The following is a 25,899-nucleotide window of genomic DNA, read 5'->3' on the forward strand; positions in this document are numbered from 1 at the left end:
CGTTCCTGCGCGTGTTATCGGGTGATGGAAAGTTCGGCCGGCGCGCCGGTCAGCGTGCGCTTCGGCGAGCAGGTGATGATCATGATCGCGAGCGTCAGGATGTACGGCGCAGCATTGAACAGGTGATAGCCTGAGGTGACGCCGACCGATTGCAGCGCCGGTCCCAGAGCGGCAGCGCCGCCGAAGGCAAGCGAGGCCCACAGGCAGAGCAGGGGATCCCAGCGTGCGAAGATCACGAGCGCGACTGCGGTGATGCCCTGTCCAGAGGAGAGGCCTTCGTTCCAGCTTCCGGGATAGAACAGCGAGAGGAACGAGCCGCCGATCCCGGCGAGGAAGCCGCCGACCATGGTGGCGCGCAGCCGGATCAAGAGCACCGAATGGCCCATCGCACGCGCCGCGTCCGAGCTCTCGCCGGCGGTGCGGATCAAAAGGCCCCAGCGCGTGGTCTTGAAGGCCCAATAGAGAATCGGCGCGATCGCAACCCCGATCAGGAACAGAACATTGATGCGGAGCGCGGCGCGGACCTGCGGAATGTCGCTCCACCAGCCGAAATCGATTGCGGGCAGCCGCGGCGCGGTCGGCTCGATCAGGGGCTTGCCGAGGAAGAAGGCGAGCCCGATGCCGAACAGCATCAGCGCGATGCCGACCGCGATGTCGTTGACCCGCGGCAATGAGCAGATGCCAGCGTGCAGGGCGCCGAGCAGCGACCCGGTGACGCCGGCGGCGAGCACGCCGAGCCAGGGCGAACCGGTGAGATAGGAGATGCCGTAGGCGCTCATCGCACCCATCACCAGCGTGCCCTCGAGGCCGAGATTGATGCGGCCGCTGCGCTCGGTGATGCATTCGCCCAAGCTGACGAACAGGAACGGCGTCGAGACGCGGATGGCGCCGCCGAGCACAGCAAGCGGGACGGTCCACAGTCCGATCGATGCGTCTGCCATGTCAAGATTTTCCTTTCAGGAAGCCGATGCGTCCGTAGAGCGCGTCGCTCGCCAGCACGAACACGAAGATGATGCCCTGTAGCACCAGCACGGAAGCATCGGGCAATCCGAGCCGGCGCTGCAGGAGGCCGCCGCTCGCGCTGATGCCGCCGAGCAGGATCGCGACCGGAATGACCGCGAGCGGATTCTGCCGCGACAGGAACGCGACCAGGATGCCGGTGAAGCCGTAGCCCGCGGCAAGATTGGCGTTGGTGCGGCCTTGGACGGCCGCGACCTCGATCATGCCGGCAAGGCCTGCGCAGGCGCCGGCGAGAAAGCAGATCGTCATGATCAATTTGCCGACGCTTAAGCCCACGATCTTCGCCGCGCGGATATTGCCGCCGGCCATCCGCGCGGCGAAGCCGAAGGTGGTGTGATAGATCAGGATGTAGGAGGCGATTGCGGCGACGAGTCCGAACACTAGGCCCCAATGCACGTCGGTGCCGGGGATGGTGCCGATCATGTTGGCGGCGCCGATCTCCCGCGTCGAGGGCTTGTTGAGGCTGGCGGGATCGCGCATCACGCCTTCGACGAGATGGTTGAGGATCGCAAGCGCGATATAGACCAGCAGCAGGCTTGAGATCGTCTCGTTGACGCCGCGATATTGCCGCAGCGCGCCGGACAGTGTGATCCACAATCCGCCGCCGATCACGCCGGCAATCACCATCGCGATCTGCACCACCAGCGGCGGCGCCCATTGCATCGCAAGCGCGGCGCTGGTCGCCGTGAGCGCGCCGATCAGGAGCGCGCCTTCGCCGCCGATGATGACCATGCCGAGCTGCGCGGGTAGCGCCGTGCACAGCGCGGTCAGGATCAAGGGAGCTGCACGGGTCAGCGTGTTCTGCCAGGAGAACCAAGTGCCGAACGCGCCCTGGTACATGTAGAAATAAAGATCGAGCGGATTTTTGCCATACAGCGTGACGAACACGCCAAAGGTCGCGAGTGCGCCGACCAGCGCTGCGCCCGGGATCAGGACGTATTCAACAGTGGCGCCGTAGCGCTGGAGGAAACCGGGATCGGCGGCCGGGGCGATCCCGACCGCCTCGATGGCCTCGGCCGAGTCAGCCGTGTCAGTCGTCACGAAGTCGCTCCGAGCACGCCTTCGATCAGATAGTCCATCTTCTCCAGCTCGGGATCCTTCTGGCCGCGCTCGACGCCGGATGCGATCACAGTCTTGCCCTTGTTGTCGAGGATCGGCCCCTTGAAGATGGTGTATTCGCCGGCAACGAGCTTCGCCTTCATGTCGTCCGCATGCTTGCGCGCTTCGGCCGAGACCGCTCCGCCGTAGGGCGAGCATTTGACGATCTCTTCCTTCAGGCCGCCGCGATAGAAGTTCGGGATCGATTCACCCGACGTGACCATCTTCACGAATTTCGGATAGAGCGCTTCCCAGTTCCATTCGGCGCCGGTCAAATACGCCTTCGGCGCGAGCGGGGACTGGTTGACGTGATAGCCGCAGACAAACGCGCCGCGGTGCGCGGCGTTCTCGACCATGGTCTTGGGACCGTCGACATGGCAGGTCAGCACGTCGACGCCCTGGTCGATCAGGCTGTTGGTGGCTTCGGCTTCCTTGACCGGCATCGACCAGTCGCCGGTGAAGATCACCTGCGTCATCGCCTTCGGATTGGCGAGCTTGGCGCCCAGCGTGAAGGCGTTGATGTTGCGCAGCACCTGCGGGATCGGCTTGGCCGCGACGAAGCCGAGCTTGCCGCTCTTGGTCGAATAGCCTGCGACGATGCCGGAAATGAACTGCGCCTCGTCGATATAGCCGAAATAGCTGCCGGCGTTCTTCGGGTCCTTGTCGGTCCACAGGCCGCCGCAATGCTCGAAGCGGATCCTTGGATACTTGGTTGCGACCTTGACCACGTGCGGATTGAAATATCCGAACGAGGTCGGGAACAGCAGCGTGGAGCCGTCGAGATTGATCATGGACTCCATGGTCTTCTCGACCGCATCCGTCTCCGGCACCTTCTCTTCCTCGATCACCTTGATGCCGGACAGTTTCTTCAGCGCCGCTGCGCCTTGCGCATGCGCCTGGTTGTAGCCGTAGTCGTCGCGCGACCCGACATAGATGAAGCCGATGGTGGTCTCGGCCGCCTGCGCCGTACGCGCGCCGACCGTGCCGCCCAGCGCCAGCGCGGCGCCGCCTTGCAACAAATGCCGTCGTGAAATCCTGCTGAAATCCATGGCCTGCTCCCCTGGGGCGGTCTGGCCGCCGGTCGTTTCGCATCCGCGCCAACGGCGGAGCGCAGACAGGATGTCGCAAGCTTCGTGCCAGAGCCTATTTAGAGGGCATGAAATTCCAATTTATTGAAATTACTTGAATATTTTTCGATGATACCTTCCGCCCCAAGTTTGAGCGTTGTTGCGTAAGCCTAATTATTGAGCGTGATCCAACTATTGTATGCAAGGCGGTTAAGCGCTGTCGGGCCGTTGATCGCGCGCCACAGCGCTGGCATTGAACTTGTATCGGTCCCGACGCTGGGAATCGAAACGGCTCTTCATTGGAAACGCATGAGCAAGACAGACACGGCCGGAGCCGGGACGATGCCATCCTTGCTTGGCGAGGAGATCGTCGCCCGCATCAACGAGCTTGCGGCGATATCGGAGACGCCCGAGCACCTGGCGCGAATCTATCTGACGCCCGAGCATCGCAAGGCGGCCGACCTCCTTCTGTCCTGGATGCGCGAGGCTGGAATGAGCGCCCATCTTGACGCGATCGGCAATGTCTGCGGCCGCTACGAGGGCGAAGCGCCGGACCTGCCGTGCCTGATGCTCGGCTCGCACTACGACACGGTGCGCGACGCCGGCAAATGGGATGGCCCGCTCGGCCTGATCACTGCGATCTCCTGTGTCGCCGATCTCAACCGACGCGGCCGCCGGTTGCCGTTCGCGATCGAGGTGACCGGCTTTGCCGACGAGGAAGGCGTGCGCTTTGCTTCGACGCTGCTCGGCAGCCGCGCGGTCGCCGGGACCTTCGATGAAAGCGTGCTGAACGCGCACGACCACGCCGGCATCTCCATGCGCGAGGCGATGATCGCGTTCGGACTCAACCCCGACCATATCGGCGCCGCCGCCCGCGCCCGCCGCGAACTGCTCGCCTATGTCGAACTGCATATCGAGCAGGGGCCGGTGCTGGAAGAGAAGGAATTGCCGGTCGGCGTGGTGACCGCGATTGCCGGCGCTACGCGGCTTGCGGCAAAGCTCACGGGCATGGCTGGCCATGCCGGCACCGTGCCAATGGGGCTCAGGCGTGACGCGCTGACGGGCGCCGCCGAATCCATCACGGCGATAGAGGAATTCTGCAAGACCGACGGCGGTGGCCTGGTCGGCACCGTCGGCTATATCGATGCATTGCCGGGGGCGACCAACGTAATTCCAGGAAAGGTCTCCTTCACGATCGACATCCGCGCGCCTACGGACATGCACCGCAAGCGCGCGGTTGCCGACATCGTTCGCCGGATCGAGGCGATCGCAAAGCGCCGCACGCTTGCGCTGCAGGTCGATGTCACCCACGAGAACCGCACCGTGCCCTGCGCGCCCTGGCTGAAGGAGCAGGTTGCCGAGGCAGTGGCAGGCGAAGGTTTTCCGGTGTTTGAACTGCCGAGCGGGGCGGGGCATGACGGCATGGCGATGATCGACATCGCCGACGTCGCCATGCTCTTCGTCCGCTGCCGCGCGGGTATCAGCCATCACCCCGACGAGCATGTCGAGCTGGCCGATGCTGACGCCGGCGCGCGCGTGCTGCTGCGGCTGATAGAGAATTTTTGGCCGCGCGAGATGGTGCAATCGTAGGATGGGTAGAGCGCAGCGGAACCCATCATCGCTCCCCGAGGATGTTTGATGGGTTTCGCTTCGCTCTACCCATCCTACGAAGATGAAATCACTCCGCCGCCTTCGCCGTCTTGCCGAACATCCGCGTCGGTGCGGGGAAACCGCAGGATGTGCCGTCGGTGATCTTGACCTGATCTTCCCACGGCAGTCGGAAAGTACCGGCGACCATGTCCTGCATGAACGTATAGGGACAATCCATCGCACCGCCCTTCACCGCGACGTAGCCGCGGTGCCAGAGCTGATAGATGTTGTTCTCGACACCCCAGTTGATCCGCGCTTCCCGCACGAGATCGGGCCGCACCTCCGCGGTGATGATCTCATCAGGCCGCCCGGTTGTGCCGTGAGCGATGATGGTGCCGTCGAAATTGACGATCATGCCTTCGCCCATGGAATCGAAGGAGCCGTCGGAGCCGCACATGCAGACATTGGCGGTCACCATCAGATTCTGGAATGCGTTGGCCTGGTTGGTGAAGCGCCAGCTCTCGCGGATCGGCGCGGTGTAGCCGGCGGTGCGGATCATGATCTCCGCGCCCTTGTAGGCGCACTCGCGCGCCATCTCCGGGAACATGCCGTCATGGCAGATGATGAGCGCGATTCTAGCGCCCTTCGGTCCCTCGATCACGGGGATGCCGATGTCGCCGGGCTCCCAGGGCTCGACCGGAATCCAGGGATGGAATTTACGATAGTAGAGCTTGATCTCGCCGTGGTCGTCGATGATCAGCCCCGAATTATAGGGATTGCCGTCGGGGTTGTACTCCATGATGGAGAAGCAGCCCCAGATCTTGTTGTCGATGCAAGCCTGCTTGAAAGCGCCGACCTCCGGCCCATCGAGCCGGCACATGATCTCGGGATTGGTGTCCATCGACAGGCCGTGCAGCGAATATTCCGGAAACACAACGAGGTCCATCGTCGACAGGTTGCGCCGCGCCTTGCCGACCATCCAGACGATCTTCTCGGTCTGCTTCGCCAGATCGGCTTTCGTCACCACGACGGGCAATTGCAATTGAACGAGCCCGATCACGACGCCGTTGGGAGATTTGTTGAGGCCGCCAAGTCCGTTCATGTCGAACTCCTGGTTCCGTTGCTGATCGTTTGCGGGATTAAGAGAAGCAAATCCGATTTTTGCCTGCATCGAAAGGCCATTTTTCAGGCGCCGTGGTTGCCCCGAAGTCAGCGCGGCTGGGCGGCGGAGGACAAAAATTCTTCTCCGCGAGCGTTGCAGGGAACACGCTTCCAAGTCGCTGCCGCAAAAGACATTTCACTACCATTGCTTCCTGGCCGTAATTGACGACATTTGAGGCCGGTTTCAATGGAAGTGGCCATGAGCAATCCGGGGTTTGATGCGTTTGGCGAGCCGATAGCGGCGGAGAGCGTTCGTGCGCCTGGGCGGGCGTCCTCGTGGCTGCTCCGTGCCGGCACCAGTGCATTCTGGCTGCTCGTTGCTGGCATCGTGATCGCGCGCGCGGCCTATTTCGAGGCCGGCGTCTTCAATTTCGACCGCGCCGTTGCTTGGGCTCAGGGCCTATTCGCGGCGCTCTGACGTTCGATCCGATCTTCTCTTTTACACAGTTCCAGCCGCAGTCGGCCAGTGCACCGGCCACGAGCCCGGTTGAAGCGAATGCGCGCGCCTTCGGCTATGTCATCTCCCAGCGCATAACTTCTCGTTACTGGGGAAGCCGTAGAATATATTAGCCAAAATACCGCCGTAGGCGCATAAAATATTCCCGACAGGGAGTGCCACCGTGGCGGACAATATCAATAGCATCAACGAAACAGCGCGGCGCCCCAGCGCCGTCGCCCGCACATTTTCGCTTCTTCCAGGCATCGCGTTGTGCGGAGCGATCACGCTTGTCGCGGTCGGCGTCCAGCATCTGGAGGAGCGAGCTTTCGACCATCCCTATGTGGAAGCGCTGGTGATCGCGATCCTCTTAGGAATGGCGATCCGCACCGTCTGGAATCCGTCCGAGCGATGGCGTTCCGGGATCGCTTTCAGCGCCAAGCAACTGCTTGAAGTCGCCGTCGTGCTGCTGGGAGCCTCGATCAGCTTCGCCGCGATTGCAGCGTCCGGCCTGGCGCTGATTGGCGCGATCGCGGGGACGGTCGCGATCATGCTGGTGCTCAGTTTTGGGGTCAGCCGGATGCTGGGCCTGCCGACCAAGCTGTCGATCCTGATCGCCTGCGGCAATTCGATCTGTGGAAACTCGGCGATTGCGGCCGTTGCCCCCGTGATCGACGCCCACAGCGACGACATCGCCTCGTCGATCTCATTTACTGCCATTCTCGGCGTGCTGATGGTGCTGGGATTGCCGCTGCTGATCCCGCTCCTGGGATTGTCGGCAACGCAATATGGCATCCTGGCCGGACTTACAGTCTACGCCGTTCCCCAGGTTCTCGCGGCGACCGTTCCCGCCGGCATCGTCAGCACGCAGATCGGGACGCTGGTGAAACTGGTACGCGTGCTGATGCTCGGGCCGATCGTGATCGGCCTCTCTCTGTTCGTGGCCAGCCGGCGCAAGCACGACAAGGCGGCCTCGATCAGTCCGTTCAAGCTGGTGCCCTGGTTCATCATCGGCTTCCTGGTCCTTGCCGCGCTGCGATCGTTCCAGCTCGTGCCTGATGCGGTGATCCCCTTGGTGACAAAGACGGCGGTTCTTCTCACCGTATTGTCGATGGCGGCCCTTGGTCTCGGCGTCGATATTCGCGTCATCGCGACCGTGGGCGGACGGGTGACCGCCGCGGTCACGCTGTCGCTGTTGGTGCTGCTCGCCATCAGCATCGGGCTCGTCCATCTCTTCAGATGAGAGCGAGTCCAGCGGCGCGACTTGTACACCTGGCACGTCGCTTGCTTGACCTCCGTGCAGAATTCGCTCGTTTCGGGGCACGCACGTCATGACGAACTCAAGCGATCGGTTGGGGAAGATCGTTGCGGAGCCGGAGCCGATCGAACTCGACTGGACCAAGACGGCGCTCGTCATCATCGATATGCAGCGCGATTTCATGGAGCCCGGCGGCTTCGGCGAAACGCTCGGCAATGACGTCAGCCAGCTAGCGCGTGCCGTGCAACCGATCCGCTCGGTGCTGTCGGCGGCGCGCGACGTCGGCATGCTGGTCATCCACACCCGCGAAGGACATCTGCCGGACCTTTCCGACGCGCCGCCTGCCAAGGTCGAACGCGGTGCGCCGTCGTTGCGCATCGGCGATCCCGGTCCGATGGGCCGCATCCTCATTCGCGGCGAGACCGGCCACGACATCATTCCCGAGCTCTATCCACTCGACAGCGAGATCGTGATCGACAAGCCCGGCAAGGGCGCCTTCTATGCGACCGAGATGAGCGACATCTTGCAGAAATACGGCATCGAGAATCTGCTGGTGTGCGGCGTCACCACCGAAGTGTGCGTCAACACCACCGTGCGCGAGGCCAATGACCGCGGCTATCGCTGCATCGTCATCTCCGACGGCTGCGCGTCCTACTTTCCCGAATTCCACGAAATAGGCCTGAAGATGATCAAGGCTCAGGGCGGTATCTTCGGCTGGGTTGCCAGCTCAGCCGCTGTACTGGAGGCATTGAAGACGTCGAAAACAGAATGACTCTCATGGTGAGGAGGCGCGCAGCGCCGTCTCCGGACGATGCTTCGCATCGCCGGGAGAACCATGAGGCCCCGCTGTGGCCTCATCCTTCGAGACGCGCTACGCGCTCCTCAGGATGAGGGGCTGCTAGCAGATCCGCGGCAAATTTATCCGCCCTTCACAGCCCCCGCCGTCAGGCCGGCGACGATCTGGCGCTGGGCAAATACCGTAAGCAGCAGCACCGGTAAGGTCACGAGCAGCGCGGCCGCAGCGAGCGGTCCCCAGCTCAACTGATCGAACGAGATCATGTTGTAGACGGCAACCGGCAGGGTGCGCGTCTCGCGTCCCGCCAGCACGATGCCGAACACGAAATTGTTCCAGGAGAAGATCACCGCGAGGATGAAGGCGACCGCGAGGCCCGGGCGCGCGATCGGCAGCGCGACGTGACGGAACACCTGCCAGCGCGTGGCGCCATCGATCCGCGCCGCTTCCTCCAATTCCAAGGGCGTGGTCTCGAAATAGCCGATCATGATCCAGATCACGATCGGCACCGTGACCACGAGATGGATGATGATCTGCGGCACCAGCGTGCCAAGCAGCCCCAGCCACTGGAACAGCAGGAACAGCGGGATCAAGTACGACAGCCCTGGCGTAATGCGCGCGATCAGGATCACGATCGCGGATTTGTGCGCCGCCATGCGCGCGATGCCGTAGCCTGCCGGCACGCCGACCAGCATCGCTAGCAGCGTCGCGCCGCCGGTCACAATCAGGCTGTTGACGAAATAGGTCAGGAAGCGGTTGGAGGCCAGCACGTCGGCATAGTTCTTCCAGGCGAACTGCTCGGGGATGAACACCGGCGGATAGGCGGCGTTGTCGATCTCGTACTTCAGCGACAGCGAGATCATCCAGAGGAAGAACAGGATCGCCGGCGACACGATGACGAACACCGAGAACCAGAGGCCGATCCGGCCCAGGAGCTGACGCGGGCTCATGCGCCACCTCCGATCTCGGTCCACAGCATCCGCTTGCGCAAGTAAAGCAGCACCGCGGCGAGCAGCACGATCAAGAAGAAAAACACCACCGCGATCGCCGAGCCGTAGCCCAGATCGTAATAGACGAAGGCGACGCTGTAGAGATAGAGATTGATGGTCTCCGACGCCGAGCCCGGCCCTCCTTGCGTGATCGCGAAGATGATGTCGAAGCTCTTCACCGCGTCGATCATGCGGATCATGCCGGCGATGAACAGAAACGGCATGATCAGCGGCAGCGTAATGTAGCGGAACATCTGCCAGAAGCCGGCGCCGTCGATCTCCGCGCTCTCATAAGGCTCGGTTGGGATCGCGGCCAGCCCGCCGAGCACGATCAGCATCACCAGCGGCGTCCATTGCCAGGTCTCGACCAGCACCAGCGATGGAATGACGGTCGCGGGATCGAACACCCAGAGCTGCGGCGGCAGGCCGACCACCGACAGCAGATAGTTGAGCACGCCGAGCTGCGGGTGGAACATCATGGTCCAGACCAGCGCGATCGCCACGGGAGTGGCCATCATCGGCATGATGAAGACGCCGCGCAGGAAACCGCGCCCGGCGAAGCGCTGGTGGAATACGACTGCTGCGAGCGTGCCGAAGATCAGCGGCAATATCACCGACAGCGCCGTGTAGAAGATGGTGTGTCCGACAGCCTCGACGAAACGTGGATCGTTCGGCAAGCGCAGATAATTGGCGAAGCCGACGAAGGTCGTGGGCGAACCGACCTTCCATTCGTTGAAGCTCATCCAGATCGTGAACAGCCATGGGAACACGATCACGGCCAGCACGACGATCAGCGCCGGCAGCACGAAGGGCCAGTAGGTGGGGCGATGCCATTGCTGCTCCGCCGCGGCGACGCTTTCCGCCGCGGCCGGAGTAGTTTCTGTTATCGTGCTCACGCTTTTTCGCTGCGTTCCAGGATGGGCCGGAATTGCTCGTGCGCTTTCTTCAGTTCGGTCGCGGGATCGGCGCCCGACAGCGTCGCGGTCAGCGCCGCGCCGACGATGTCGCGGAACTCGGCGACAGGAATGATGACGGGTAGTCCGAGCTTGCTGATCTTGGCGGAGTCGATCACCGACTTCAGCCATTCCTGGGTCTTCACGCTCTTGGCGACATCAGGGTCGTTTACGATCGAATTGCGGAACGGCACGCCGCCGCCCGCCTGCAGCAATCGCGCGGCTTGCGCCCTGGAGACGACCCATTGGCACAGGAGGTAAGCGGCTTCCTTGTTCTTGCTTGCCGCGGCGATGCCGATGCCGTCGCCATAGGTCGAGGAAAACGCGCCCTTGGGCCCGGCGGGGACGAGGGTGTAGCCGACCTTGCCGACGACGCGCGATGCGGTCGGATCTTCCAGCGGTGGCGCCCAGCCGTCGGCATCGATCCACATCGCGGATCTTCCTTGCGTGAACGACGCCATCGACTCCATCCAGTTGAAGCCGGCGACGCCGGGAGGCGCTGATTTGGTCAATAGCCGCTGGTACAGCTTGGTCGCTTCGATCGCCTCGGGGCCGTCAGTCAGGATGTTGCCCTTGCTGTCGAGGAATTCTCCGCCATAGTTCAGGTAGAAATTGGTCCACATCGTCATGTTGGCGTTGCGCAGGCCGCGCCCGACAAAGCCAAAGATGCCTTCCTTGGAGTCGGTGAGCTTCTCGGCGGCCACCACCATCTCGTCCAGCGTCTTCGGCACCTCGACGCCTTTCTTCCGGAATAGCTCCTTGTTGTAATAGAGGATGAAGTAGTCGACCGACCATGGTAGCGACAGCATCTGGCCCTTGTCGTTCTTGGCGTATTGCTGTCCGGCGGCAGAGAAGTCGGTTTCGACCAGGTCGGGCGGCGTGAGGTTCGGGTCCTTCAGGTAGCCGGAGATATCGGCGAGCCAGCCGGCCTTCTCGAATTGCCGCTTCTGCACATGATAGCTCAAATGAATGACGTCGAAGCTCGGCTTGCCCGAAGCGAGCTCTATGACGCATTTCTGGCGCTGCTGCTGCTCGGGGATCTGCTCCGACTCGACCTGGATGCCGGTGAGCGCGGTGAATTCCTTGATGTATTTTTGCAGATTGTCGCCGCGCGGTCCCTTGGCGAGGATCACCTCGAGCTTGGTGCCGTTGTATTTTTTCCAGTCAACGTCGGCGCGCGCCGGAAATCCGGTGAGGCTGAGCGCGCCGGCCGCAGCCGTGCCGGCCAAAAGTTGCCGGCGCGAGATCTGGTGATCCGTCATGTTTCTCTCCCTGCTCTTTTTTGTTTGGGAGAGATACTAGCGTCTGCGCGGCGTCTGCCTAGTCCCAATGTGCGCGGCTGTGCACTACAATCGCCGCGCGAGTAGGGCGTCGGTTATGCCTTGACGAAGGCAAGCAACGTCCCGTTGCCGGCCGCCGGCGGCACGCAGATGGCACCTGCGCTGCGCACGCCGGTCGAGCCCAGCGCCTTTTCCGCAGCGGCAAGGTCGGCCGCGATCACGAGGCCGGCGCCGCCACGCTCGGGCAGGGCGGCCAGCGACACGCCGGGATAGCGCTTGCCGAGTTGATCCTTGCTCACGAACACGAAGTCGGCGCGGTCCGAGCCCGAGGGCACGGCGAGGGCGCCGTCTGCTTCGTTTCTCACGGCTACATCGATCATTTTGGATAGATGCGCAGCATCCTTGGCCGGCTCGGGCGTCACCATCAGCACCTGCCTCAGGCGTTTTGCACCGTTGGCGTGTGTCATCAATTCGGGTATCCACACCGCCTCGCGGGTCTTGTGCTCGCAGGCGAAGATGCGCACGCCGCCTGGCGCCTCCTCGGTCGGCCATTGGAAGGTCCGGAATTTAGCCGCCGACAACGTGCCATCGGGCATGGCCACCGGCCGCTCGAAATCGGTCGGGCCGATCGGCGTATAGCCCCGCGCGCGGATCTCCTCGGCGCCATCAGCCGAATCGACCGCGGTGAATGCGATGCGCTCGATGCCTTCGCCGCGCTTCTCCAGGAATGTCCGCGCCGGCGCGTTGTGCTCGGTCGGGGTGAGCACGCCGAGCAGTTCGATATAGTCGGGGTCGAGCATGATGGTGTAGTTGCCAGATCCCATATGTGCGCTATGGGTGCCGCGCGGCGAAACGGTGAAGCCCAGATGCTTCCAGTTGTCGGCGGCTCCGTCGAGGTTCTTCACCATGATCACGGCGTGATCGATTCCGATGACGTTCTTGAGTGACACTCTGCTGTTTCCCCGGCATTGGATAAGAGGCGTGCTACACTAAACAGATCGATCCGGCGCCCGCAAGCCGACGTTCCCATTGATGCGGCGCCGCCGAGCAACGATCATGAAGAGATTGATGATGGAAAGAATAGATGTCCGCTGGCCCGATTCCCTGTGGGCAGCGGAGACGCCCGTCGGGCCCGACCTGCCGGAACTGACTGGCGCCCAGCAGGCCGACGTGGTCGTGATCGGTGGCGGTTTCACGGGGCTGTCGACCGCGCTGCATTTGCGCGCGGCCGGCGTCGATGTCGCTGTTGTCGAGGCTATGGAGCCTGGCTGGGGCGCCTCGGGACGCAACAACGGCCAGGTGATCCCGACCTTGTCGCGACCTGATCCCGAAGACATCATCGCCAGGCATGGCGCCGCCGGCGAGCGCTTCGTCGGCCTGCTGCGCGACAGCGCCTCGACATTGTTCGACGTTGCGCAGCGATACAACATCCAGGCCGAACAGGAGCAGGCGGGCTGGGTGCAGCCGGTGCATTCGCCTGGCCGCATCAGGATCGCCGAGCGGCGGGTGCGACAATGGTCGAAATTCGGCGCGCCCGTCGAGTTGCTGTCGCGTGAGCAGGTTCGCGACATGCTGGGCTCGGATGCGTGGTACGGCGGCTTCTGGAACAGAAGCGGCGGCCACGTCAATCCGCTGGCATTTGCGCGGGGGCTCGCGCGCGCCGTGCTTGATCAAGATGGCCGCATCTACGCGCGCTCGCCGGTGGAGAGTTTCGAGCGGCGGAATAACCGCTGGGTTGTGAAGACGGCCAAGGGCGAGATTGTCGGTCGCGCGCTGGTGGTCGCGACCAATGCCTACAGCGGGGAGATCGTGAAATCGTTGGTGCCGGCGATCGCGACGGAGGTGATGCCGGTGCTGTCCTGGCAGATGGCGACGCAGCCATTGTCGGACAATGTCCGCAAGTCCATCATCCCTGGCCGGCAGGCGATGTCTGATACGCATGGCGAGCTCTATTTCGCGCGCTACGATGCACGCAACCGGCTCGTCACCGGCGGCGCCGTGATCGGTCCGGGCGACAAGACCGCGCGGTTGAAGGCGAGGGTGACCGAGAGATTGCAACGTCTGTGGCCGCAGATCGGCGAAGTCTCGTTCGACCACGTCTGGAACGGCTATGTCGGCATGACCACGGATTTCCTGCCGCGCTTCCATCAGCTCGGTCCCGACGCCTATGGCTGGACCGGCTGCAATGGCCGCGCGGTTGGACTGACGATCGGGATCGGCGCCGAGCTTGCAAAGGCGGTGCGCGGCGTGCCGTTGGAGGAATTGGCGCTGCCTTTCACTGAGCCGCAGCCGATCCCGGCTCATGGGCTGTTACGAAAGCTCGCGCCGCTGATGCTGCTGGTCTATCGCCGCCGCGACGCGCGCGAGATCTAGAACGAGATCTAGAATATGGGAGCGCCGTGCAGATTGGAGATCGGTTTGGTAAGATCATTCGCCAAAGATACCAAGCCGTGCCGAGCGCGATATCCGTTAAGAGAGCATTCCTGACTTAACTTGGGTGTGGTCCAATGTTGCGCGGGGTCTGTCGAAACCACAAGCGGCTTGCCGCAAGCTGTTCGAAACTCTGACCTAACAGACCGCAATCGCTCCCGGCTTGATGAGCAGGCTGGATGGCTCCCGAGTTCCAGGTCCGGACAAAAATCGGAGTTTGGATCCGGCGCCTGCAGAGTATCCCGAAAGCTCAAGAAAATGCCGGAACGGTTCTAGAGTCACCGCGTTTGGTTGCGAAGGATTCCACCTTCGTTCAGCGAGCAAATCGCACGGGAATCCCGACTGCGACCATCCAACTACAATCAATAACGAGGAGGCAACAAAGATGGCAAATCCGCGCCACGAGGATAAGTCCACTCAAGCCGCCGAAGATGCAGTCCGGCGCGTCAGCGAGAAAACTGCTGAGCAGACCAGACGGATCGGAGAAAACGCCGCTGAGGCCAGTCAAGAGATGGCTCGGGCCAGCACCGATCTGCTACGGCAAAATGCCGAGGCGGTACAGAGCGCCCTGCGGTTCGGCCTGGACATGACGACAGCAGCCATGGGGCGCTCTACCGATGAACTTGGCCATGTACTGGGACTATCGGAGGAAGCGCAGCGTGCAGCTGAAAGGTCGGCTCACAGCACTTCCAGCGTCTTTCATTCCACCACCGCAATCGCCAAAGGGATGAGTGGAATGTCCCAAGAGTACCTCGCGTTCGTCCGGCACCAAATCGAGAGTAGTATGAGCCACATGAACGAATTGTGGCGCTGCCGAACTCCTCAGGATGTTGTCGCCGTCCAAAGTGACTTTGTGCGGGAAACCATGGAGAATGCCGTGGAAAGCGGCCGACGAATGGCCGACATGTCGCTCAAGGCGGCGGACGATACCGCAAAGCGCATGGCTCAGACTATCGAACGGCGCGCCGCCTAGTCGGACTTTCCGCCGCTGTGGCAGTCACGGACGAGAGCGGCTGATCCCCTTAGCCGCGCTATCTGGATTGCTGCCAGCTATAAAGAACGCGGCGCTGTTGAGTCGGCGAGCGCGAGGGCCGTCTATGCCGCCGAAATCCTCGGCTGCAGCGCGCGCCTGGCTACATGCTCACTGTTTCGTGCTCCCGCGCAAACTCGCCGCCGGGAATCGAATCCAGCAGCGCCGGCGTATAGGGATGCTGTGGATTGCCGAACACCTCGGCGGCCACTCCATGCTCGACCACCGCACCATCCTTCATGACAGCGACGAGGTCGCAGATCTGCGCTGCAACCCGCAGGTCATGGGTGATGAAGATGATGGAGAGGCCGAGCCGCTGGCGCAGATCGGCCAGCAGTTTCAGCACCTGCGCCTGCACGGAAACGTCGAGCGCAGAGACCGGCTCATCCGCGACCAGCACCTCGGGCTTGAGCGCCAATGCGCGCGCGAGCCCAATGCGCTGGCGCTGGCCGCCGGAGAATTCGTGCGGGTAGCGGTCGCCGGCGGATGGATCAAGCCCGACCAACTCGAACAGTTTCCTGGCTTCGGCAATCGCCGTGGCGCGCGGCGTGCCGTGGACGATCGGTCCTTGCGCGACCAGCTCGGCTGCCTTGCGGCGCGGGTTGAGCGAGGCAAACGGATCCTGAAACACCATTTGGATATGCCGGGTCTCGCGACGAACCTCCTCGCGCGACAGTTTTGCCCAGTCCTTGCCATTGAGCACGATCGATCCAGTATCGGGATCGATCAGGCGCACGATGCAGCGGGCCAAGGTCGACTTGCCCGAGCCGGATTCGCCGACGATGCCAAGCGTCGCTCCCTTGGGCAGCTCAAGAGAGGCGTCCCTGACCGCGGCCGTTATTCGCGCGCCGCGTCCCAGGAAGCCGCCGGTGCGATAGGTCTTTGACACGTTCGAAATCGTGAGGATGTTCTGGCTCGACAGCGGCCGCGGCGGCGGTGCTTTCAGCGGTGGTACAGCGGCAATGAGCTGCTTGGTGTAGGGGTGCGTCGGCTGGTTCAGCACCTCGCCCGCCGTCCCCTGTTCGACGATCCTGCCGTGTTGCATCACCACGACGCGATCGGCGATCTCGGCCACGACGCCGAAATCATGGGTGATGAACAGCACTGCGGTCTGCTTGCGCTGCTGCAGGTCGCGGATCAGCTTCAATATCTGCGCCTGGGTGGTGACGTCGAGCGCCGTGGTCGGCTCATCCGCGATCAGGAGTTTTGGATCGAGCGCCAGCGCCATCGCGATCATGGCGCGCTGGCGCTGGCCACCGGAGAGCTCGTGCGGATAGGCTTTCGCGGCCAGTTTCGGATCGGGAATGCGGACGTCGGCGAGCAGCGCCAGCACGCGTGCGTTGATCTCGGCGTTCGACAGTTCCGTGTGGATCGAGAACATCTCGCCGATCTGGTCGCCGATGGTGCGGAGCGGATTGAGTGCGGTCATCGGCTCCTGGAAGATCATGGCGATGCCGGCGCCGCGCACCTCGCGCATCTCGGCGACGTCGGCGGCGCAGAGATCGCGGTCTTCAAACAGCATCCGGCCATGTTCGATCCTGACCTCGTTCGGCAACAGCCGCATGATCGCATTCGCCATCATCGACTTGCCGGAACCGGATTCGCCGACCACGCAAAGGATCTCGTTCGAGGCGATAGAAAGCGAAACGTCCGACAGCGCATAGGGCCGGTCGGCGCCCTCGGGCAGGCGCACGCTCAAGTGCTCGAGCGAAAGGATGGCGTCGCTCATCGGCTCTTCAGCCTCGGATTGAGCGCATCATTCAGCCCCTGGCCGACCAGCGATACCGCGAGCACTGTGGCTAGAATGGCGATCCCGGGGATCGCCGAGACGTACCACTGCACCCGCAGCACGTCGCGGCCAAGCCCGATCAGATTGCCCCAGGAGGCGACATTAGGATCCGATAGCCTGAGGAACGCAAGCGCGCTCTCCAGCAGGATTGCGACCGCCATCACCACGCTGGCATAGACGATGACCGGCGGCAGCGCGTTCGGCAGGATCTCGCCGAGGATGATCTTGACGTCCCGCATCCCCAGCGTCCTGCCGGCCTGAACGAATTCGCGGTTGCGCAACGAGAGGAACTCGGCGCGGGTCAGTCGCGCTGGCGCCGGCCAGGATACGATGCCGACCGCGATGGTGACCGTGGTGAGCGTCGAGCCGAACACCGCGACCAGCACCAGCAGCAGCACGAAATTCGGTAAGGTCTGGAACGCGTCCGTGATCCGCATCAGAATGTTATCGACCCAGCCGCCGTAATAGCCGGCGAAGGCGCCGACCAGGATCCCGATCAGGATCGCGATCGCGGTCGCGACGCCGCCGATCAGAAGCGAAATCCGCGCGCCGTAGAAGATCTGGGCGGCGATGTCGCGCCCGGAATTGTCGGTGCCGAGCAGGAAACGCGGACTGGCGAACGGCCAGATCAGCGGGCGGCCCGCGAGTGACAGTGGATCGCGCGGATAGAGCCAGCCGGCGCTGATCGCCATCGCGATCACGATGAGCAGCAGGATCAGGCCGATCACCGCGGCGGGGCTGCGGAAATAGCGTTTCAGCGCATCCATGTCAGCTATCCGCCGAGATGCGCGGATCAAGCCGCGCATAGAGGAGATCGGTTACGAAATTGACGACGATCACGAGCAGGGCCGAGACAAAGACGATGCCGAGCAGCGTGTTGAGGTCGCGCTGCACCACGGACTCGTAAGCCAGCCGCCCGAGGCCCGGCAGCGAGAACACGCTTTCGACCACCACCGAGCCGCCGAGCATGGTGCCCGCCTGCAGCCCGATCAGCGTCACCATCGGCAGCAGCGCATTGCGCAGCACATGGCGGGTCACGACGTGGGTCTCGTCCAAGCCCTTGGCGCGGGCAGTGCGGACGAAATCGAGATTGAGCACCTCCAGCATCGAGGCGCGCATGATCCGCAGGTAGATGGCAAGGAAGATCAGCCCTAGCGTCAGCGTCGGCAGCACGAGATGGCTGGCGATATCGAGCACGCGCCAGATGCCGGTCTGCACGGTGCCGATGTCCTCGAAACCGCCGGGCGGCAGCCATTGCAGATAGACCGAGAATACCACGATCGCCATCAGGCCGAACCAGAACGACGGCGTCGCATAGAAGATCAGCCCCAGCGTCGAGATCAGCGTATCCGGCCAGCGATTGACGCCGCGCGCCGCGATCACGCCGAACACGAGCCCGAAGAAGAATGCAAACGAGAGGGAGGCTGTCATCAAAAGGATCGTCGGCGGCAGCCGCTCCAGGATCACCGAGGCGACGGGTTTGCCGTAGATCGAGGAGAATCCGAGATCGAGCCGCACCAGGTGCCAGAGGTAATTGGCGAGCTGCGCCGGGATCGACAGGTCGAGCCCGTAGAATTTGCGGAGCTCGCGCGCGGTCGCGGCGTCGCCGCCGCCCATTTGCGCCATCAGCGCGTCGACGGTGTCGCCCGGCGCCATCTGCAGCAGCAGGAAGACGCCGATCAAAATCAGGAACAGGGTCGGGATCGAGGCGGCGAGCCGCCGCCCCGCAAGGCTCAAGATGCGCATGCTTTCATCTTGACGGATATGGGGTCAGGCGGAAAGCCAAAGATCGTACCAGCTCGTCGAGCCCCAGCGGGGCGTGTTTGAGTGGTTGCGGGCTTTCGCCGTGATGACGGTGACGAAGATCTGCTCGATCGGCATCCAGACCGGCAGTTCCGTATTCACTTCCTTGACGAACTCGGCATAGAGCGCCTTGCGCTTGACCGGATCGACCTCGGTGGCGGCATCGTCGATGGTCTTGTCGACCGTCTTGTCCTCCCAGCCCCATTGGTTGGTCCAGGGCGCGCCCTTGGGCTGGCCGGAACGATACCAGACCGTGGTCGAGACCGCGGGATCGTTGCGGTACTGGTGCCAGCCGGTGGCAAGATCGAAGGCGTGCTCGTCGTAGACCTGCTTCAAGAACCCGCCGCCGTCATTGCGCACGATCTCGACGGGAATGCCGATTTCCTGCAGCGACTGCTGGACGAAGGTCGACCACAGCGAAATGTCCTCGCCCCAGGGCGCGGGCAGCAGGCGGAGCGAGAAGCGCGTGCCGCCGGCGCCCGGCTTGTAGCCGGCCTCGTCGAGCAGTGCGATCGCCTTGGCCTTGTCATAAGGGTATTGCGGCGTGTTGGCGCCGGGATAGAAGTCGATCGAGGTCGAAGGGATCGGGCCGGTGCCGAGCTTGGCGAAGTCGCCAAGGAAGTTATCGATGAAGAACGGCACGTTGATCGCATGCGCGATCGCGCGACAGACGCGGATGTCGGAAAGCTCCTTGCGGCGGAAGTTGAACTCGATCGTATTGGTGCGGGCGTTGCCCTCATTGCCCTTGGTGGAGACGACAAAGCGCTTGTCCTTGCCGAGCCGTGCCATATCCGAGATCGTCAGTCCCGAGAACGGGCTGTAGTGCAACTCGCCGGCTTCCATCTGTGCTGCTGCGGCGGCTCGGTCGGTAATCACCTTCCAGACGATGCGGTCGAGATAGGGCGCGTTCGTGCGCCAGTAGTCGGGGTTGCGGTCGGCGATGATGTATTGCCCGCGCTCATATTTGACGAACTTGAACGGGCCGGTGCCGACCGGCGCCAGATTGGTCGGGTTCTGGCGGATGTCGCCATTCTCGTAGAGGTGCTTGGCGGAGACGTAGCCAAGGTCGGGCAGGGCGCGCAGCAGGAGACTGAGCGGCATCGGCCGTTCGTAACGGAAGATCGCGGTCTGCGGATCAGGCGTGTCGACGGCGGTCAGGAACAGCTGCAGCGTCGAACCGTAGTTCAGAATCTTCTTCCACATGTTCATCGCGGTGAACGCGACGTCATCAGAGGTGAACGGCTTGCCGTCGTGCCAGGTGACGCCCTTGCGCAATTTGAAGGTGACCGTCTTGCCGTCGGGGGTGGCTTCCCAGCTCTCGGCGAGCACGCCGACCGGCTTGCCGTCCGCGTCGAGGTCGACCAGGTTCTCCTGGATCTTGCCGCCGATGATGTAGACGCCGGTCGAGGCCTGCAGGCTCGGATTGAGCTGACGCTGCTCGGCGCCGTAATGGACGTTGAATACGCCGCCCTTGCGCGGGGTCTGCTGCGCAAATGCCCGCATCGGGTTGATGACATTGGCGGCGATGGCGGCCGACGTCAGGAGCGCGGTGCGTCGGTTGATCTCGAGGCGGGTCAAATCCATACAAGGTCTCCAGGAGTAGCTCAGGCAGCGCGCGGCATCGGCCGCAGCCCGTCTTTAGCCGATGTTACGATGCGAGGGGAACCCGGGTCATTTTCTTAATTGCCGCCCAATTCGAACGGATCATTCTCCGGACTTTGAGCCCGCCGCTATATTCGGCCGCGGCTGGACAAAATGGGCTTTCGCACCCGGCCCGCGAATCACCGATTGCGAATCTGCAGCGGAAAAATAGGGGTGAGCGGGGTGTCGTATGGCCGGTTGGCGGGCGTGCAGAATGGCTGGCTGAGCCGACGGAGGGCCTCGACCAGCCAAAAAACCCGGGAAAAACGCATGATTCCGGTGTATCAGCGGCGATATAGCTGTGAAGAATGCTGAAAACCCTGTTTTTTTAGCCGGTTTCGGCCATAACGTGCCATTTCCAGAATCAATGGAGCAACCATGGCTACCCAATTGTCGAAGTCGCAACTGATCGAGAAGATCGCGACCACCACCGAACTCTCCAAGCGCGACGTCAAGAACGTGATGGATACCCTCACGGACGTCGGTCACAAGGAGCTGAAGAAGAACGGCGTGTTCCTCGTCCCCGGCTTTGCGAAGTTCGTGGTGATCAAGAAGCCCGCGACCAAGGCGCGCAAGGGCACCAACCCTTTCACCGGCGAAGAGACGGTGTTCAAGGCCAAGCCGGCCCGCAAGGTCGTCCGGGCTCGCCCGGTCAAGGCTGCCAAGGACGCGGTCTAAGGCAAGAGGCCTCCGGAAGCGGAGGCCTTTTTGCTACGAAGCGCCCGGCGTTCGCGTAAGGCCTGACTCCCTATCCCTCCGCAACGTGGGCGCGGCAACCGGCGCTCGCGTGAACAAGCCATCAAAGCGAAAACGTCGCGAGCAAGGCCATGCAGGCCAGGTGGCCCGCGACGATGAGCGCGAGATGAAGAGGACCGGGCACCACACGTCTTCTCGCTTTACTCCTTACTCCCACTCCCTCCCCCTGAAAGGCCATAAGCCGGAGAGGAGCGCACCTCCCGAAAGCGTGATCGGCAGAAATAATCCGCTGGGCGAGTCGAGGGCGCCGAAAGGATTTTCCACGTTTCATCCTCGCGGGAATGTCAACGTTGCTATTTTGTGGGCTCCCTTGCCGGGGCAGTTCACCCGGCCAAAATGAAACAGAACGAACAATTGGGAGTCCTGGAGACCACCATGGGCCTGCATGAAACCAAGATCGAGTCGCTTCCCTTCGTCACCGCCGAACTCAACTATCTCGCCCCGGTAGCGGGCAAGCCACGCACCTACGCCTTTGATCCGCCGCCCGGCGAACCCAAGTCGACGGCGCTGCCCGAACCCCATAACGTTCCGATCTTCGATGGCCGGCTGATCGCCGATCAATTCTCGCCGGACCGCGAAGGCTTCGCCCTGGTCAAGCATCCGACCGCGGTGAAGAACTACTACGACGAAAACGAAATCAGGCGGGTCTACTATCCCGCCGTCGAAGCCTTCCTGAAGGCAACGTTGAAGGCGGATCGTGTCTTCATCTTCGATCATACCGTGCGCAAGCGTGTCGAGGGCGCCCCTGATGTGCGCGACGGCACGCCCCGCCAGCCGGCGACGCGCGTCCACGTCGATCAGACTGACCTGTCCGGCCGCAACCGCGTGTTCGAACATCTGCCCGAGGAGGCCAACGAACTCCTCAAAGGTCGCGTGCAGGTGATCAACTTGTGGCGGCCGATCCGCGGCCCGCTGCGCGATGCGCCGCTGGCGATGTGCGACGGTCAGTCACTGCAGCCGGGCGATCTGATCGCATCCGACCTGATCTATCCGAACCGGCAGGGCGAGACATATTCCGTGAAATACAATGCGAACCACCGCTGGTTCTACTTCCCGGAAATGACGCCCGACGAAGCGCTGCTGCTGAAGTGCTACGATTCGGCAACCGACGGCCGCACGCGCTTCGCGCCGCATACGGCTTTCATCGATCCGACCACGCCGCCGGATGCCGAACCCCGCGAAAGCATCGAAGTGCGGACGTTGGTGTTCCACAAGCACTAACGGCTGGATCAGCGTGACAAGCCCTCAAGCTGGCTGATGGAGTGACGCCATATCGATCACGAAGCGGTATTTGACGTCATTCTTCACCATGCGCTCATAGGCAGCATTGATTTCATCGGGCGAGATCAATTCGATATCCGCGACAATGCTGTGCTCCGCGCAAAAATCGAGCATCTCCTGCGTCTCCGGCAAGCCGCCGATGCGGGCGCCGGTGAAATTTCGTCGACGTGCGATGACACTGAACGCAGGAACGGATAGCGGCTTCTCGGGAATACCGACGTGGACGTAAGTGCCGTCCAATCCCAATGTGTCGAGATACATCGCGACGTCGTGGTCGGCCGAAATCGTGTCGATCACCAGATCAAGCTTGTTGGCGAGCGGAACGAGGGCCGCCGGATCGGTCGTTACGACTACATCGTTAGCCCCGAGCCTGAATGCGTCGTCCGTCTTTCCGGCGGACGTCGTCAGCACGGTCACATGGGCACCCATCACTCGGACCCGGATCGCGCCGCTCAAACGAAAACGGAGAAAGGGTCGCTTGGGGCCCATCGGCCGCGTAACCGGAACACTGAAACATCTTGGTCTCCTCGTGTACTCGTCGGCTCACGTGTGGCATAACAAAATTCAAAAGGCAGCGGCCCAGCCGTCCCGTCGCGGGTCGGAGCCGGCGATACGCAGCCCGTTATCTGAAATTCTTATGATCTCTGCAGAACCGGGACCACCGAGCGGGGCGACCAGCTGGAGTTCGTGCCCTCCGGCGCTGAGTTCGGTCAGCACCTCGGAGCCAAAACTCGTCTCGATCACTAAGCTCGGGTTCGCACTGCCGGAGGCGCCCGCTTGGCCATCCTGATTGCTGCTCCATCTCGGATATTCAACCGCGGTGTGTGGATCACATCCGAAGTCGACCAGCGCATCGACGAGCTGCGCATTAACCTGAACCTGGTTGTCGGCACCAGGCGTGCCGAGCAGCGCCCATAGTTGGCCGTTTTTTCACGAGAATCGGACTGTTCATCGTATGCCGGGCACGCTTGCCAGGCAGCAACTCGTTCGCATGACCCGCCTGAAGATGGAATGTGGATAGGCGGTTATTGAGGACTATACCGGTACGTCCAGCGACTACGGCGGATCCGAATACGGCAGAATTGCTTTGGATGCCGCTGACGGCGTTGCCGTCCTGATCGGCGGCGCAGAAATAGGTTGTGTCGCCACCGCCGCTGGCGCCTACGATGCCGGCGTAGCCTTCCATTGATTGGTCGCCCGAGTTCGTTAGAATTGGATCACCGTTCGGCCCGAAGCGCCCGTAGCCCGGCGGTGGGGTGGTCTGGCGTGCTCGCGGTTAGCATCCGAGATAACAGACGGGTTTCACACTTTAAACAGCAACGGACCTTGGCCTATTACTGTCCTTTCGAGCGAATTCGCGCGCTCAGGTCGAAACGAATTATGCGTGGACTTGAGTGACCTACCAAAGGACATTTTGCGACCGATGGAGTGACAGTTTGGCGAACGAGTTCACGGATTTCGACACCGGTCTGCTTCTGACCCTTGACGCGCTCTTAATAGATCAGAACGTAACGCACGCAGCAGCACGTCTCCACATAACTCAGTCGGCGCTTTCCGCTAGACTGACCCGGCTCCGTCAACTCCTCAACGATCCCTTATTCATCCCGGCAGCATCCGGCCGCGGAATGATTCCCACACCTCATGCAATCGCCCTTCAGCCAGAGCTAACGAAGCTCATCGAGCGAATTAATGATTTCATCAAAACGGCACATGTCTTCGATGCTCAAAGCAGCAAGCGCGTCTTCAAGATCGCAGCGACCGACAATCCCGCCGCAATTCTCGCGCCCGATTTGATCCCTATGATCAAGGCAAAGGCGCCTTTCGTGAAAATTGCTTTCACGCTGCCTGACAAGGCCAGAATCACAACCCACCTGGAGCAGGGCGATATCGATCTGTTCGTCGGCGCGGCCGAAGACGGTTCAAACGAACTCATCGCTTCAACGCTGTTCGACGATGAGTTTGTGACCGCCCAACGCATCGGACACCCGCGCGGTGACAAGCCATTTACCCTCGACGAATATTGCTTGCTCGAACATCTCTTGATTTCGACAAGTGGCGGCCAGTTCCAAGGCATGATCGATGCAGCACTTGCCGAAGTCGGTCGAGAGCGCTCGGTGTCGATCTCTATCCAGAGCTACGCTCTGGCACCGCTTGTCCTTAGCAACAGCGATTGCATTTGTACGTTACCAAGCCGCTTTTTGGGACGCTTCAAGAACGTGCTTGAGATCCATCCGCCGCCCCTCACGCTCTCGCGCTTTTCGATGAACCTCTTCTGGCATCCAAGAATGCGGACGGACCCGGCCCACAGATGGCTACGTAAGCAGGTCCTTGAAGCAACCGGCCGGCAACGCGAGGCGTAACGCCGCTGCAGGGCATGTCGGATTCGATTGGCGGGAGGATTCCTTCAGGAGAAAACTTGATGGTGCCGGGCGTTTTGCCCGACACCATCAGGTCGATCAGAACTTCTGCAGCACGAAGTCGCTGACCTTCGCGGCCTTCGGATCGAAAAGCGTATCGATGCGCGAGTTGAGGACATAGACGTCCTTGCCGACTTGTGTCGCCGAACTCGGCATGGACATCTCGCTCTTCAGTTCTCGGACGACTTTGGCCGACTTCCAGCCGTCGGTGGAAACCAACTCCACGGTGCGATCCACGCCAAGGTTTTGAACGACGACGAGATGCTGATCATCTACGAGGTGAAAGCCATCGGCGCCCTTCAATACTTCAGGTAGTTCGATCTTTTCGACCTTCTTGGGATCAGCGACATTTACCCGGAACAGCTCGCCGGTGTTGTATCTGCCCACGATGAGGAATCCGTCCTTATGCCAGGCGATTCCATTGAGGTTGAAGCCGTTCCCCTCACCGAACAGCGCATTCTCAGCGAAAATGGACGCTTTGCCATTGGCGCCGATCCGAAAGATCGACGGCGAGAAGCTGTCTGTCACATAGACGTTTCCTGCGGTATCGAAAGCCAAGTCGTTCGCGAAATGCGATCCAGGCTTGAGACTTCCCAGATCGTAGTAGGCGCGGCGCTGGCCGGTCGTCGCGTCGTAAGCGGCTACGCCCGCCAGCTTGCCTTGGGTCGACGCTTGAGTGCGGTCGCCCGCGCCAGGATCAGAATTGGTGACCCACAGCGTATTGTGCGCGTCGTCGGCCAGAAGCCCCACCGTGGAAACAAGCTTTTCATCCGTGATGAATGGCGCGTATTTCCCGTCAATCGTGACCCTGCCGACGGTACCATGACGGACCGAACCAACAAAAAATGCTTGCTGCCTTGCGGACCAGCTTGCGGTTTCGGGGTAGCTCGTGTTGGCCGTGAAGGCGATCTGGGGTGGGTGCGAAGTCGTTTCGGCATATGCCGCGGCCGAACAGCTAAGCATCGCGGATGCGGCGAGACCGGTTAGAATAGAACGAATGATCATATGGAAAGTCCGTTACTCCGTTGGCGGTGCACCACATGTAGAGCGCCCTTCAAACGGTGAGAAATGGCGTCGCCTGATGGGAGCAATCTATCGGTTTCATAC

The 25,899-nt window shown here is 62.1% G+C and carries 25 protein-coding genes; 9 read left to right on the forward strand and 16 right to left on the reverse strand.

Annotation, left to right across the window (positions count from 1 at the left end):
- Nucleotides 1–14: 14 nt before the first annotated feature.
- The 3 genes from J6497_RS06000 to J6497_RS06010 are packed head-to-tail and all read right to left on the reverse strand — an operon-like array spanning nt 15 to nt 3,167.
- Entirely contained in the window at nt 15–941 is a 927-nt protein-coding gene (locus J6497_RS06000) for an ABC transporter permease (RefSeq protein WP_225703324.1), read from the reverse strand.
- A 1-nt stretch (nt 942) separates the two neighbouring features.
- The gene (locus J6497_RS06005; protein WP_225703325.1) at nt 943–2,061 is read right to left on the reverse strand and encodes an ABC transporter permease; all 1,119 of its coding nucleotides are present in this window, start codon (nt 2,059–2,061) and stop codon (nt 943–945) included.
- Complete coding sequence (locus J6497_RS06010; protein ID WP_225703326.1) at nt 2,058–3,167, reverse strand: BMP family ABC transporter substrate-binding protein; 1,110 nt, start codon at nt 3,165–3,167, stop codon at nt 2,058–2,060. The genes J6497_RS06005 and J6497_RS06010 overlap by 4 nt, the downstream gene beginning before the upstream one ends.
- A gap of 327 nt (nt 3,168–3,494) precedes the next feature.
- Between J6497_RS06010 and J6497_RS06015 the strand changes: the two genes are divergently transcribed.
- Nucleotides 3,495–4,775 carry an allantoate amidohydrolase gene (locus J6497_RS06015; protein WP_225703327.1) on the forward strand — a complete coding sequence of 427 codons (1,281 nt, stop codon included), beginning with the start codon at nt 3,495–3,497 and terminating at the stop codon, nt 4,773–4,775.
- Between the two features lie 88 nt (nt 4,776–4,863).
- On the opposite strand, the gene J6497_RS06020 is transcribed toward J6497_RS06015, so the two are convergent.
- Complete coding sequence (locus J6497_RS06020; protein ID WP_225703328.1) at nt 4,864–5,877, reverse strand: formamidase; 1,014 nt, start codon at nt 5,875–5,877, stop codon at nt 4,864–4,866.
- 258 nt (nt 5,878–6,135) lie between these two features.
- Between J6497_RS06020 and J6497_RS06025 the strand changes: the two genes are divergently transcribed.
- The 3 genes from J6497_RS06025 to J6497_RS06035 all read left to right on the forward strand — a co-directional run bounded on the left by J6497_RS06025 (nt 6,136) and on the right by J6497_RS06035 (nt 8,402).
- Nucleotides 6,136–6,354 carry a hypothetical protein gene (locus tag J6497_RS06025; protein ID WP_225703329.1) on the forward strand — a complete coding sequence of 73 codons (219 nt, stop codon included), beginning with the start codon at nt 6,136–6,138 and terminating at the stop codon, nt 6,352–6,354.
- 202 nt (nt 6,355–6,556) lie between these two features.
- Complete coding sequence (locus tag J6497_RS06030; protein ID WP_225703330.1) at nt 6,557–7,615, forward strand: YeiH family protein; 1,059 nt, start codon at nt 6,557–6,559, stop codon at nt 7,613–7,615.
- An 88-nt stretch (nt 7,616–7,703) separates the two neighbouring features.
- A complete protein-coding gene (locus tag J6497_RS06035; protein WP_225703331.1) occupies nt 7,704–8,402 on the forward strand; it encodes a cysteine hydrolase family protein in 699 nt (232 codons plus the stop codon).
- A gap of 146 nt (nt 8,403–8,548) precedes the next feature.
- Here the strand turns inward: J6497_RS06035 and J6497_RS06040 are convergent, their stop codons facing one another.
- The 4 genes from J6497_RS06040 to J6497_RS06055 all read right to left on the reverse strand — a co-directional run bounded on the left by J6497_RS06040 (nt 8,549) and on the right by J6497_RS06055 (nt 12,595).
- On the reverse strand, nt 8,549–9,373 hold the full coding sequence (locus J6497_RS06040; protein ID WP_225703332.1) for a carbohydrate ABC transporter permease: 825 nt from the start codon (nt 9,371–9,373) through the stop codon (nt 8,549–8,551).
- Nucleotides 9,370–10,308: a carbohydrate ABC transporter permease gene (locus J6497_RS06045; RefSeq protein ID WP_225703333.1), complete on the reverse strand. Its 939-nt coding sequence runs from the start codon at nt 10,306–10,308 to the stop codon at nt 9,370–9,372. Before J6497_RS06045 ends, J6497_RS06040 begins: the two co-directional genes overlap by 4 nt.
- Nucleotides 10,305–11,627, reverse strand: coding sequence for an ABC transporter substrate-binding protein (locus J6497_RS06050; protein WP_225703334.1), 1,323 nt, complete (start codon nt 11,625–11,627; stop codon nt 10,305–10,307). Before J6497_RS06050 ends, J6497_RS06045 begins: the two co-directional genes overlap by 4 nt.
- Nucleotides 11,628–11,740: 113 nt before the next feature.
- Complete coding sequence (locus J6497_RS06055) at nt 11,741–12,595, reverse strand: VOC family protein (protein WP_225703335.1); 855 nt, start codon at nt 12,593–12,595, stop codon at nt 11,741–11,743.
- 121 nt (nt 12,596–12,716) lie between these two features.
- On the opposite strand from J6497_RS06055, the gene J6497_RS06060 reads away from it, so the two are divergent.
- Complete coding sequence (locus J6497_RS06060; RefSeq protein WP_225703336.1) at nt 12,717–14,018, forward strand: NAD(P)/FAD-dependent oxidoreductase; 1,302 nt, start codon at nt 12,717–12,719, stop codon at nt 14,016–14,018.
- Nucleotides 14,019–14,460: 442 nt separating this feature from the next.
- Nucleotides 14,461–15,048 (forward strand): phasin family protein, encoded by a 588-nt coding sequence (locus tag J6497_RS06065; RefSeq protein WP_225703337.1) that lies wholly within the window; start codon nt 14,461–14,463, stop codon nt 15,046–15,048.
- A 160-nt stretch (nt 15,049–15,208) separates the two neighbouring features.
- Here J6497_RS06065 and J6497_RS06070 read toward each other — a convergent pair whose 3' ends face one another.
- From J6497_RS06070 to J6497_RS06085, 4 genes are read right to left on the reverse strand one after another with little or no spacing between them, the layout of a single operon-like run.
- Complete coding sequence (locus J6497_RS06070; protein WP_225703338.1) at nt 15,209–16,834, reverse strand: ABC transporter ATP-binding protein; 1,626 nt, start codon at nt 16,832–16,834, stop codon at nt 15,209–15,211.
- Nucleotides 16,831–17,661, reverse strand: coding sequence for an ABC transporter permease (locus tag J6497_RS06075; RefSeq protein WP_225703339.1), 831 nt, complete (start codon nt 17,659–17,661; stop codon nt 16,831–16,833). Before J6497_RS06075 ends, J6497_RS06070 begins: the two co-directional genes overlap by 4 nt.
- 1 nt (nt 17,662) lies before the next feature.
- Nucleotides 17,663–18,640 carry an ABC transporter permease gene (locus tag J6497_RS06080; protein WP_225703340.1) on the reverse strand — a complete coding sequence of 326 codons (978 nt, stop codon included), beginning with the start codon at nt 18,638–18,640 and terminating at the stop codon, nt 17,663–17,665.
- 24 nt (nt 18,641–18,664) lie between these two features.
- Nucleotides 18,665–20,281 (reverse strand): ABC transporter substrate-binding protein, encoded by a 1,617-nt coding sequence (locus J6497_RS06085; RefSeq protein WP_225703341.1) that lies wholly within the window; start codon nt 20,279–20,281, stop codon nt 18,665–18,667.
- 435 nt (nt 20,282–20,716) lie between these two features.
- Between J6497_RS06085 and J6497_RS06090 the strand changes: the two genes are divergently transcribed.
- The gene (locus J6497_RS06090) at nt 20,717–21,016 is read left to right on the forward strand and encodes an HU family DNA-binding protein (protein ID WP_027579467.1); all 300 of its coding nucleotides are present in this window, start codon (nt 20,717–20,719) and stop codon (nt 21,014–21,016) included.
- A gap of 453 nt (nt 21,017–21,469) precedes the next feature.
- A complete protein-coding gene (locus tag J6497_RS06095) occupies nt 21,470–22,315 on the forward strand; it encodes a CmcJ/NvfI family oxidoreductase (protein ID WP_225703342.1) in 846 nt (281 codons plus the stop codon).
- A 24-nt stretch (nt 22,316–22,339) separates the two neighbouring features.
- Here the strand turns inward: J6497_RS06095 and J6497_RS06100 are convergent, their stop codons facing one another.
- The 3 genes from J6497_RS06100 to J6497_RS41890 all read right to left on the reverse strand — a co-directional run bounded on the left by J6497_RS06100 (nt 22,340) and on the right by J6497_RS41890 (nt 23,561).
- The gene (locus J6497_RS06100) at nt 22,340–22,804 is read right to left on the reverse strand and encodes a zinc-binding dehydrogenase (RefSeq protein ID WP_249793398.1); all 465 of its coding nucleotides are present in this window, start codon (nt 22,802–22,804) and stop codon (nt 22,340–22,342) included.
- A 135-nt stretch (nt 22,805–22,939) separates the two neighbouring features.
- The gene (locus tag J6497_RS41885) at nt 22,940–23,284 is read right to left on the reverse strand and encodes a gamma-glutamyltransferase (RefSeq protein ID WP_376708169.1); all 345 of its coding nucleotides are present in this window, start codon (nt 23,282–23,284) and stop codon (nt 22,940–22,942) included.
- The gene (locus tag J6497_RS41890; RefSeq protein ID WP_512699956.1) at nt 23,244–23,561 is read right to left on the reverse strand and encodes a gamma-glutamyltransferase; all 318 of its coding nucleotides are present in this window, start codon (nt 23,559–23,561) and stop codon (nt 23,244–23,246) included. The genes J6497_RS41885 and J6497_RS41890 overlap by 41 nt, the downstream gene beginning before the upstream one ends.
- 250 nt (nt 23,562–23,811) lie before the next feature.
- On the opposite strand from J6497_RS41890, the gene J6497_RS06110 reads away from it, so the two are divergent.
- On the forward strand, nt 23,812–24,735 hold the full coding sequence (locus J6497_RS06110) for a LysR family transcriptional regulator (RefSeq protein ID WP_225703344.1): 924 nt from the start codon (nt 23,812–23,814) through the stop codon (nt 24,733–24,735).
- A gap of 96 nt (nt 24,736–24,831) precedes the next feature.
- On the opposite strand, the gene J6497_RS06115 is transcribed toward J6497_RS06110, so the two are convergent.
- Nucleotides 24,832–25,797, reverse strand: coding sequence for a hypothetical protein (locus J6497_RS06115; protein WP_225703345.1), 966 nt, complete (start codon nt 25,795–25,797; stop codon nt 24,832–24,834).
- Between the last annotated feature and the right edge of the window lie 102 nt (nt 25,798–25,899).

It is taken from the genome of Bradyrhizobium cenepequi, from assembly GCF_020329485.1.
GTDB lineage: Bacteria > Pseudomonadota > Alphaproteobacteria > Rhizobiales > Xanthobacteraceae > Bradyrhizobium > Bradyrhizobium cenepequi.

Excerpts from the sequence above, each read along its gene's own strand:
- J6497_RS06010 (WP_225703326.1), bottom strand. The coding sequence starts at position 3,167 with ATGGATTTCAGCAGGATTTCACGACGGCATTTGTTGCAAGGCGGCGCC.
- J6497_RS41890 (WP_512699956.1), bottom strand. The coding sequence starts at position 23,561 with ATGGAAGGCTACGCCGGCATCGTAGGCGCCAGCGGCGGTGGCGACACA.
- J6497_RS06060 (WP_225703336.1), top strand. The coding sequence starts at position 12,717 with ATGGAAAGAATAGATGTCCGCTGGCCCGATTCCCTGTGGGCAGCGGAG.
- J6497_RS06115 (WP_225703345.1), bottom strand. The coding sequence starts at position 25,797 with ATGATCATTCGTTCTATTCTAACCGGTCTCGCCGCATCCGCGATGCTT.
- J6497_RS06025 (WP_225703329.1), top strand. The coding sequence starts at position 6,136 with ATGAGCAATCCGGGGTTTGATGCGTTTGGCGAGCCGATAGCGGCGGAG.
- J6497_RS06070 (WP_225703338.1), bottom strand. The coding sequence starts at position 16,834 with ATGAGCGACGCCATCCTTTCGCTCGAGCACTTGAGCGTGCGCCTGCCC.
- J6497_RS06015 (WP_225703327.1), top strand. The coding sequence starts at position 3,495 with ATGAGCAAGACAGACACGGCCGGAGCCGGGACGATGCCATCCTTGCTT.
- J6497_RS06080 (WP_225703340.1), bottom strand. The coding sequence starts at position 18,640 with ATGCGCATCTTGAGCCTTGCGGGGCGGCGGCTCGCCGCCTCGATCCCG.
- J6497_RS06040 (WP_225703332.1), bottom strand. The coding sequence starts at position 9,373 with ATGAGCCCGCGTCAGCTCCTGGGCCGGATCGGCCTCTGGTTCTCGGTG.
- J6497_RS06085 (WP_225703341.1), bottom strand. The coding sequence starts at position 20,281 with ATGGATTTGACCCGCCTCGAGATCAACCGACGCACCGCGCTCCTGACG.
- J6497_RS06000 (WP_225703324.1), bottom strand. The coding sequence starts at position 941 with ATGGCAGACGCATCGATCGGACTGTGGACCGTCCCGCTTGCTGTGCTC.
- J6497_RS06075 (WP_225703339.1), bottom strand. The coding sequence starts at position 17,661 with ATGGATGCGCTGAAACGCTATTTCCGCAGCCCCGCCGCGGTGATCGGC.
- J6497_RS06035 (WP_225703331.1), top strand. The coding sequence starts at position 7,704 with ATGACGAACTCAAGCGATCGGTTGGGGAAGATCGTTGCGGAGCCGGAG.
- J6497_RS06020 (WP_225703328.1), bottom strand. The coding sequence starts at position 5,877 with ATGAACGGACTTGGCGGCCTCAACAAATCTCCCAACGGCGTCGTGATC.
- J6497_RS06065 (WP_225703337.1), top strand. The coding sequence starts at position 14,461 with ATGGCAAATCCGCGCCACGAGGATAAGTCCACTCAAGCCGCCGAAGAT.
- J6497_RS06090 (WP_027579467.1), top strand. The coding sequence starts at position 20,717 with ATGGCTACCCAATTGTCGAAGTCGCAACTGATCGAGAAGATCGCGACC.
- J6497_RS06100 (WP_249793398.1), bottom strand. The coding sequence starts at position 22,804 with ATGGGTGCCCATGTGACCGTGCTGACGACGTCCGCCGGAAAGACGGAC.
- J6497_RS06050 (WP_225703334.1), bottom strand. The coding sequence starts at position 11,627 with ATGACGGATCACCAGATCTCGCGCCGGCAACTTTTGGCCGGCACGGCT.
- J6497_RS06095 (WP_225703342.1), top strand. The coding sequence starts at position 21,470 with ATGGGCCTGCATGAAACCAAGATCGAGTCGCTTCCCTTCGTCACCGCC.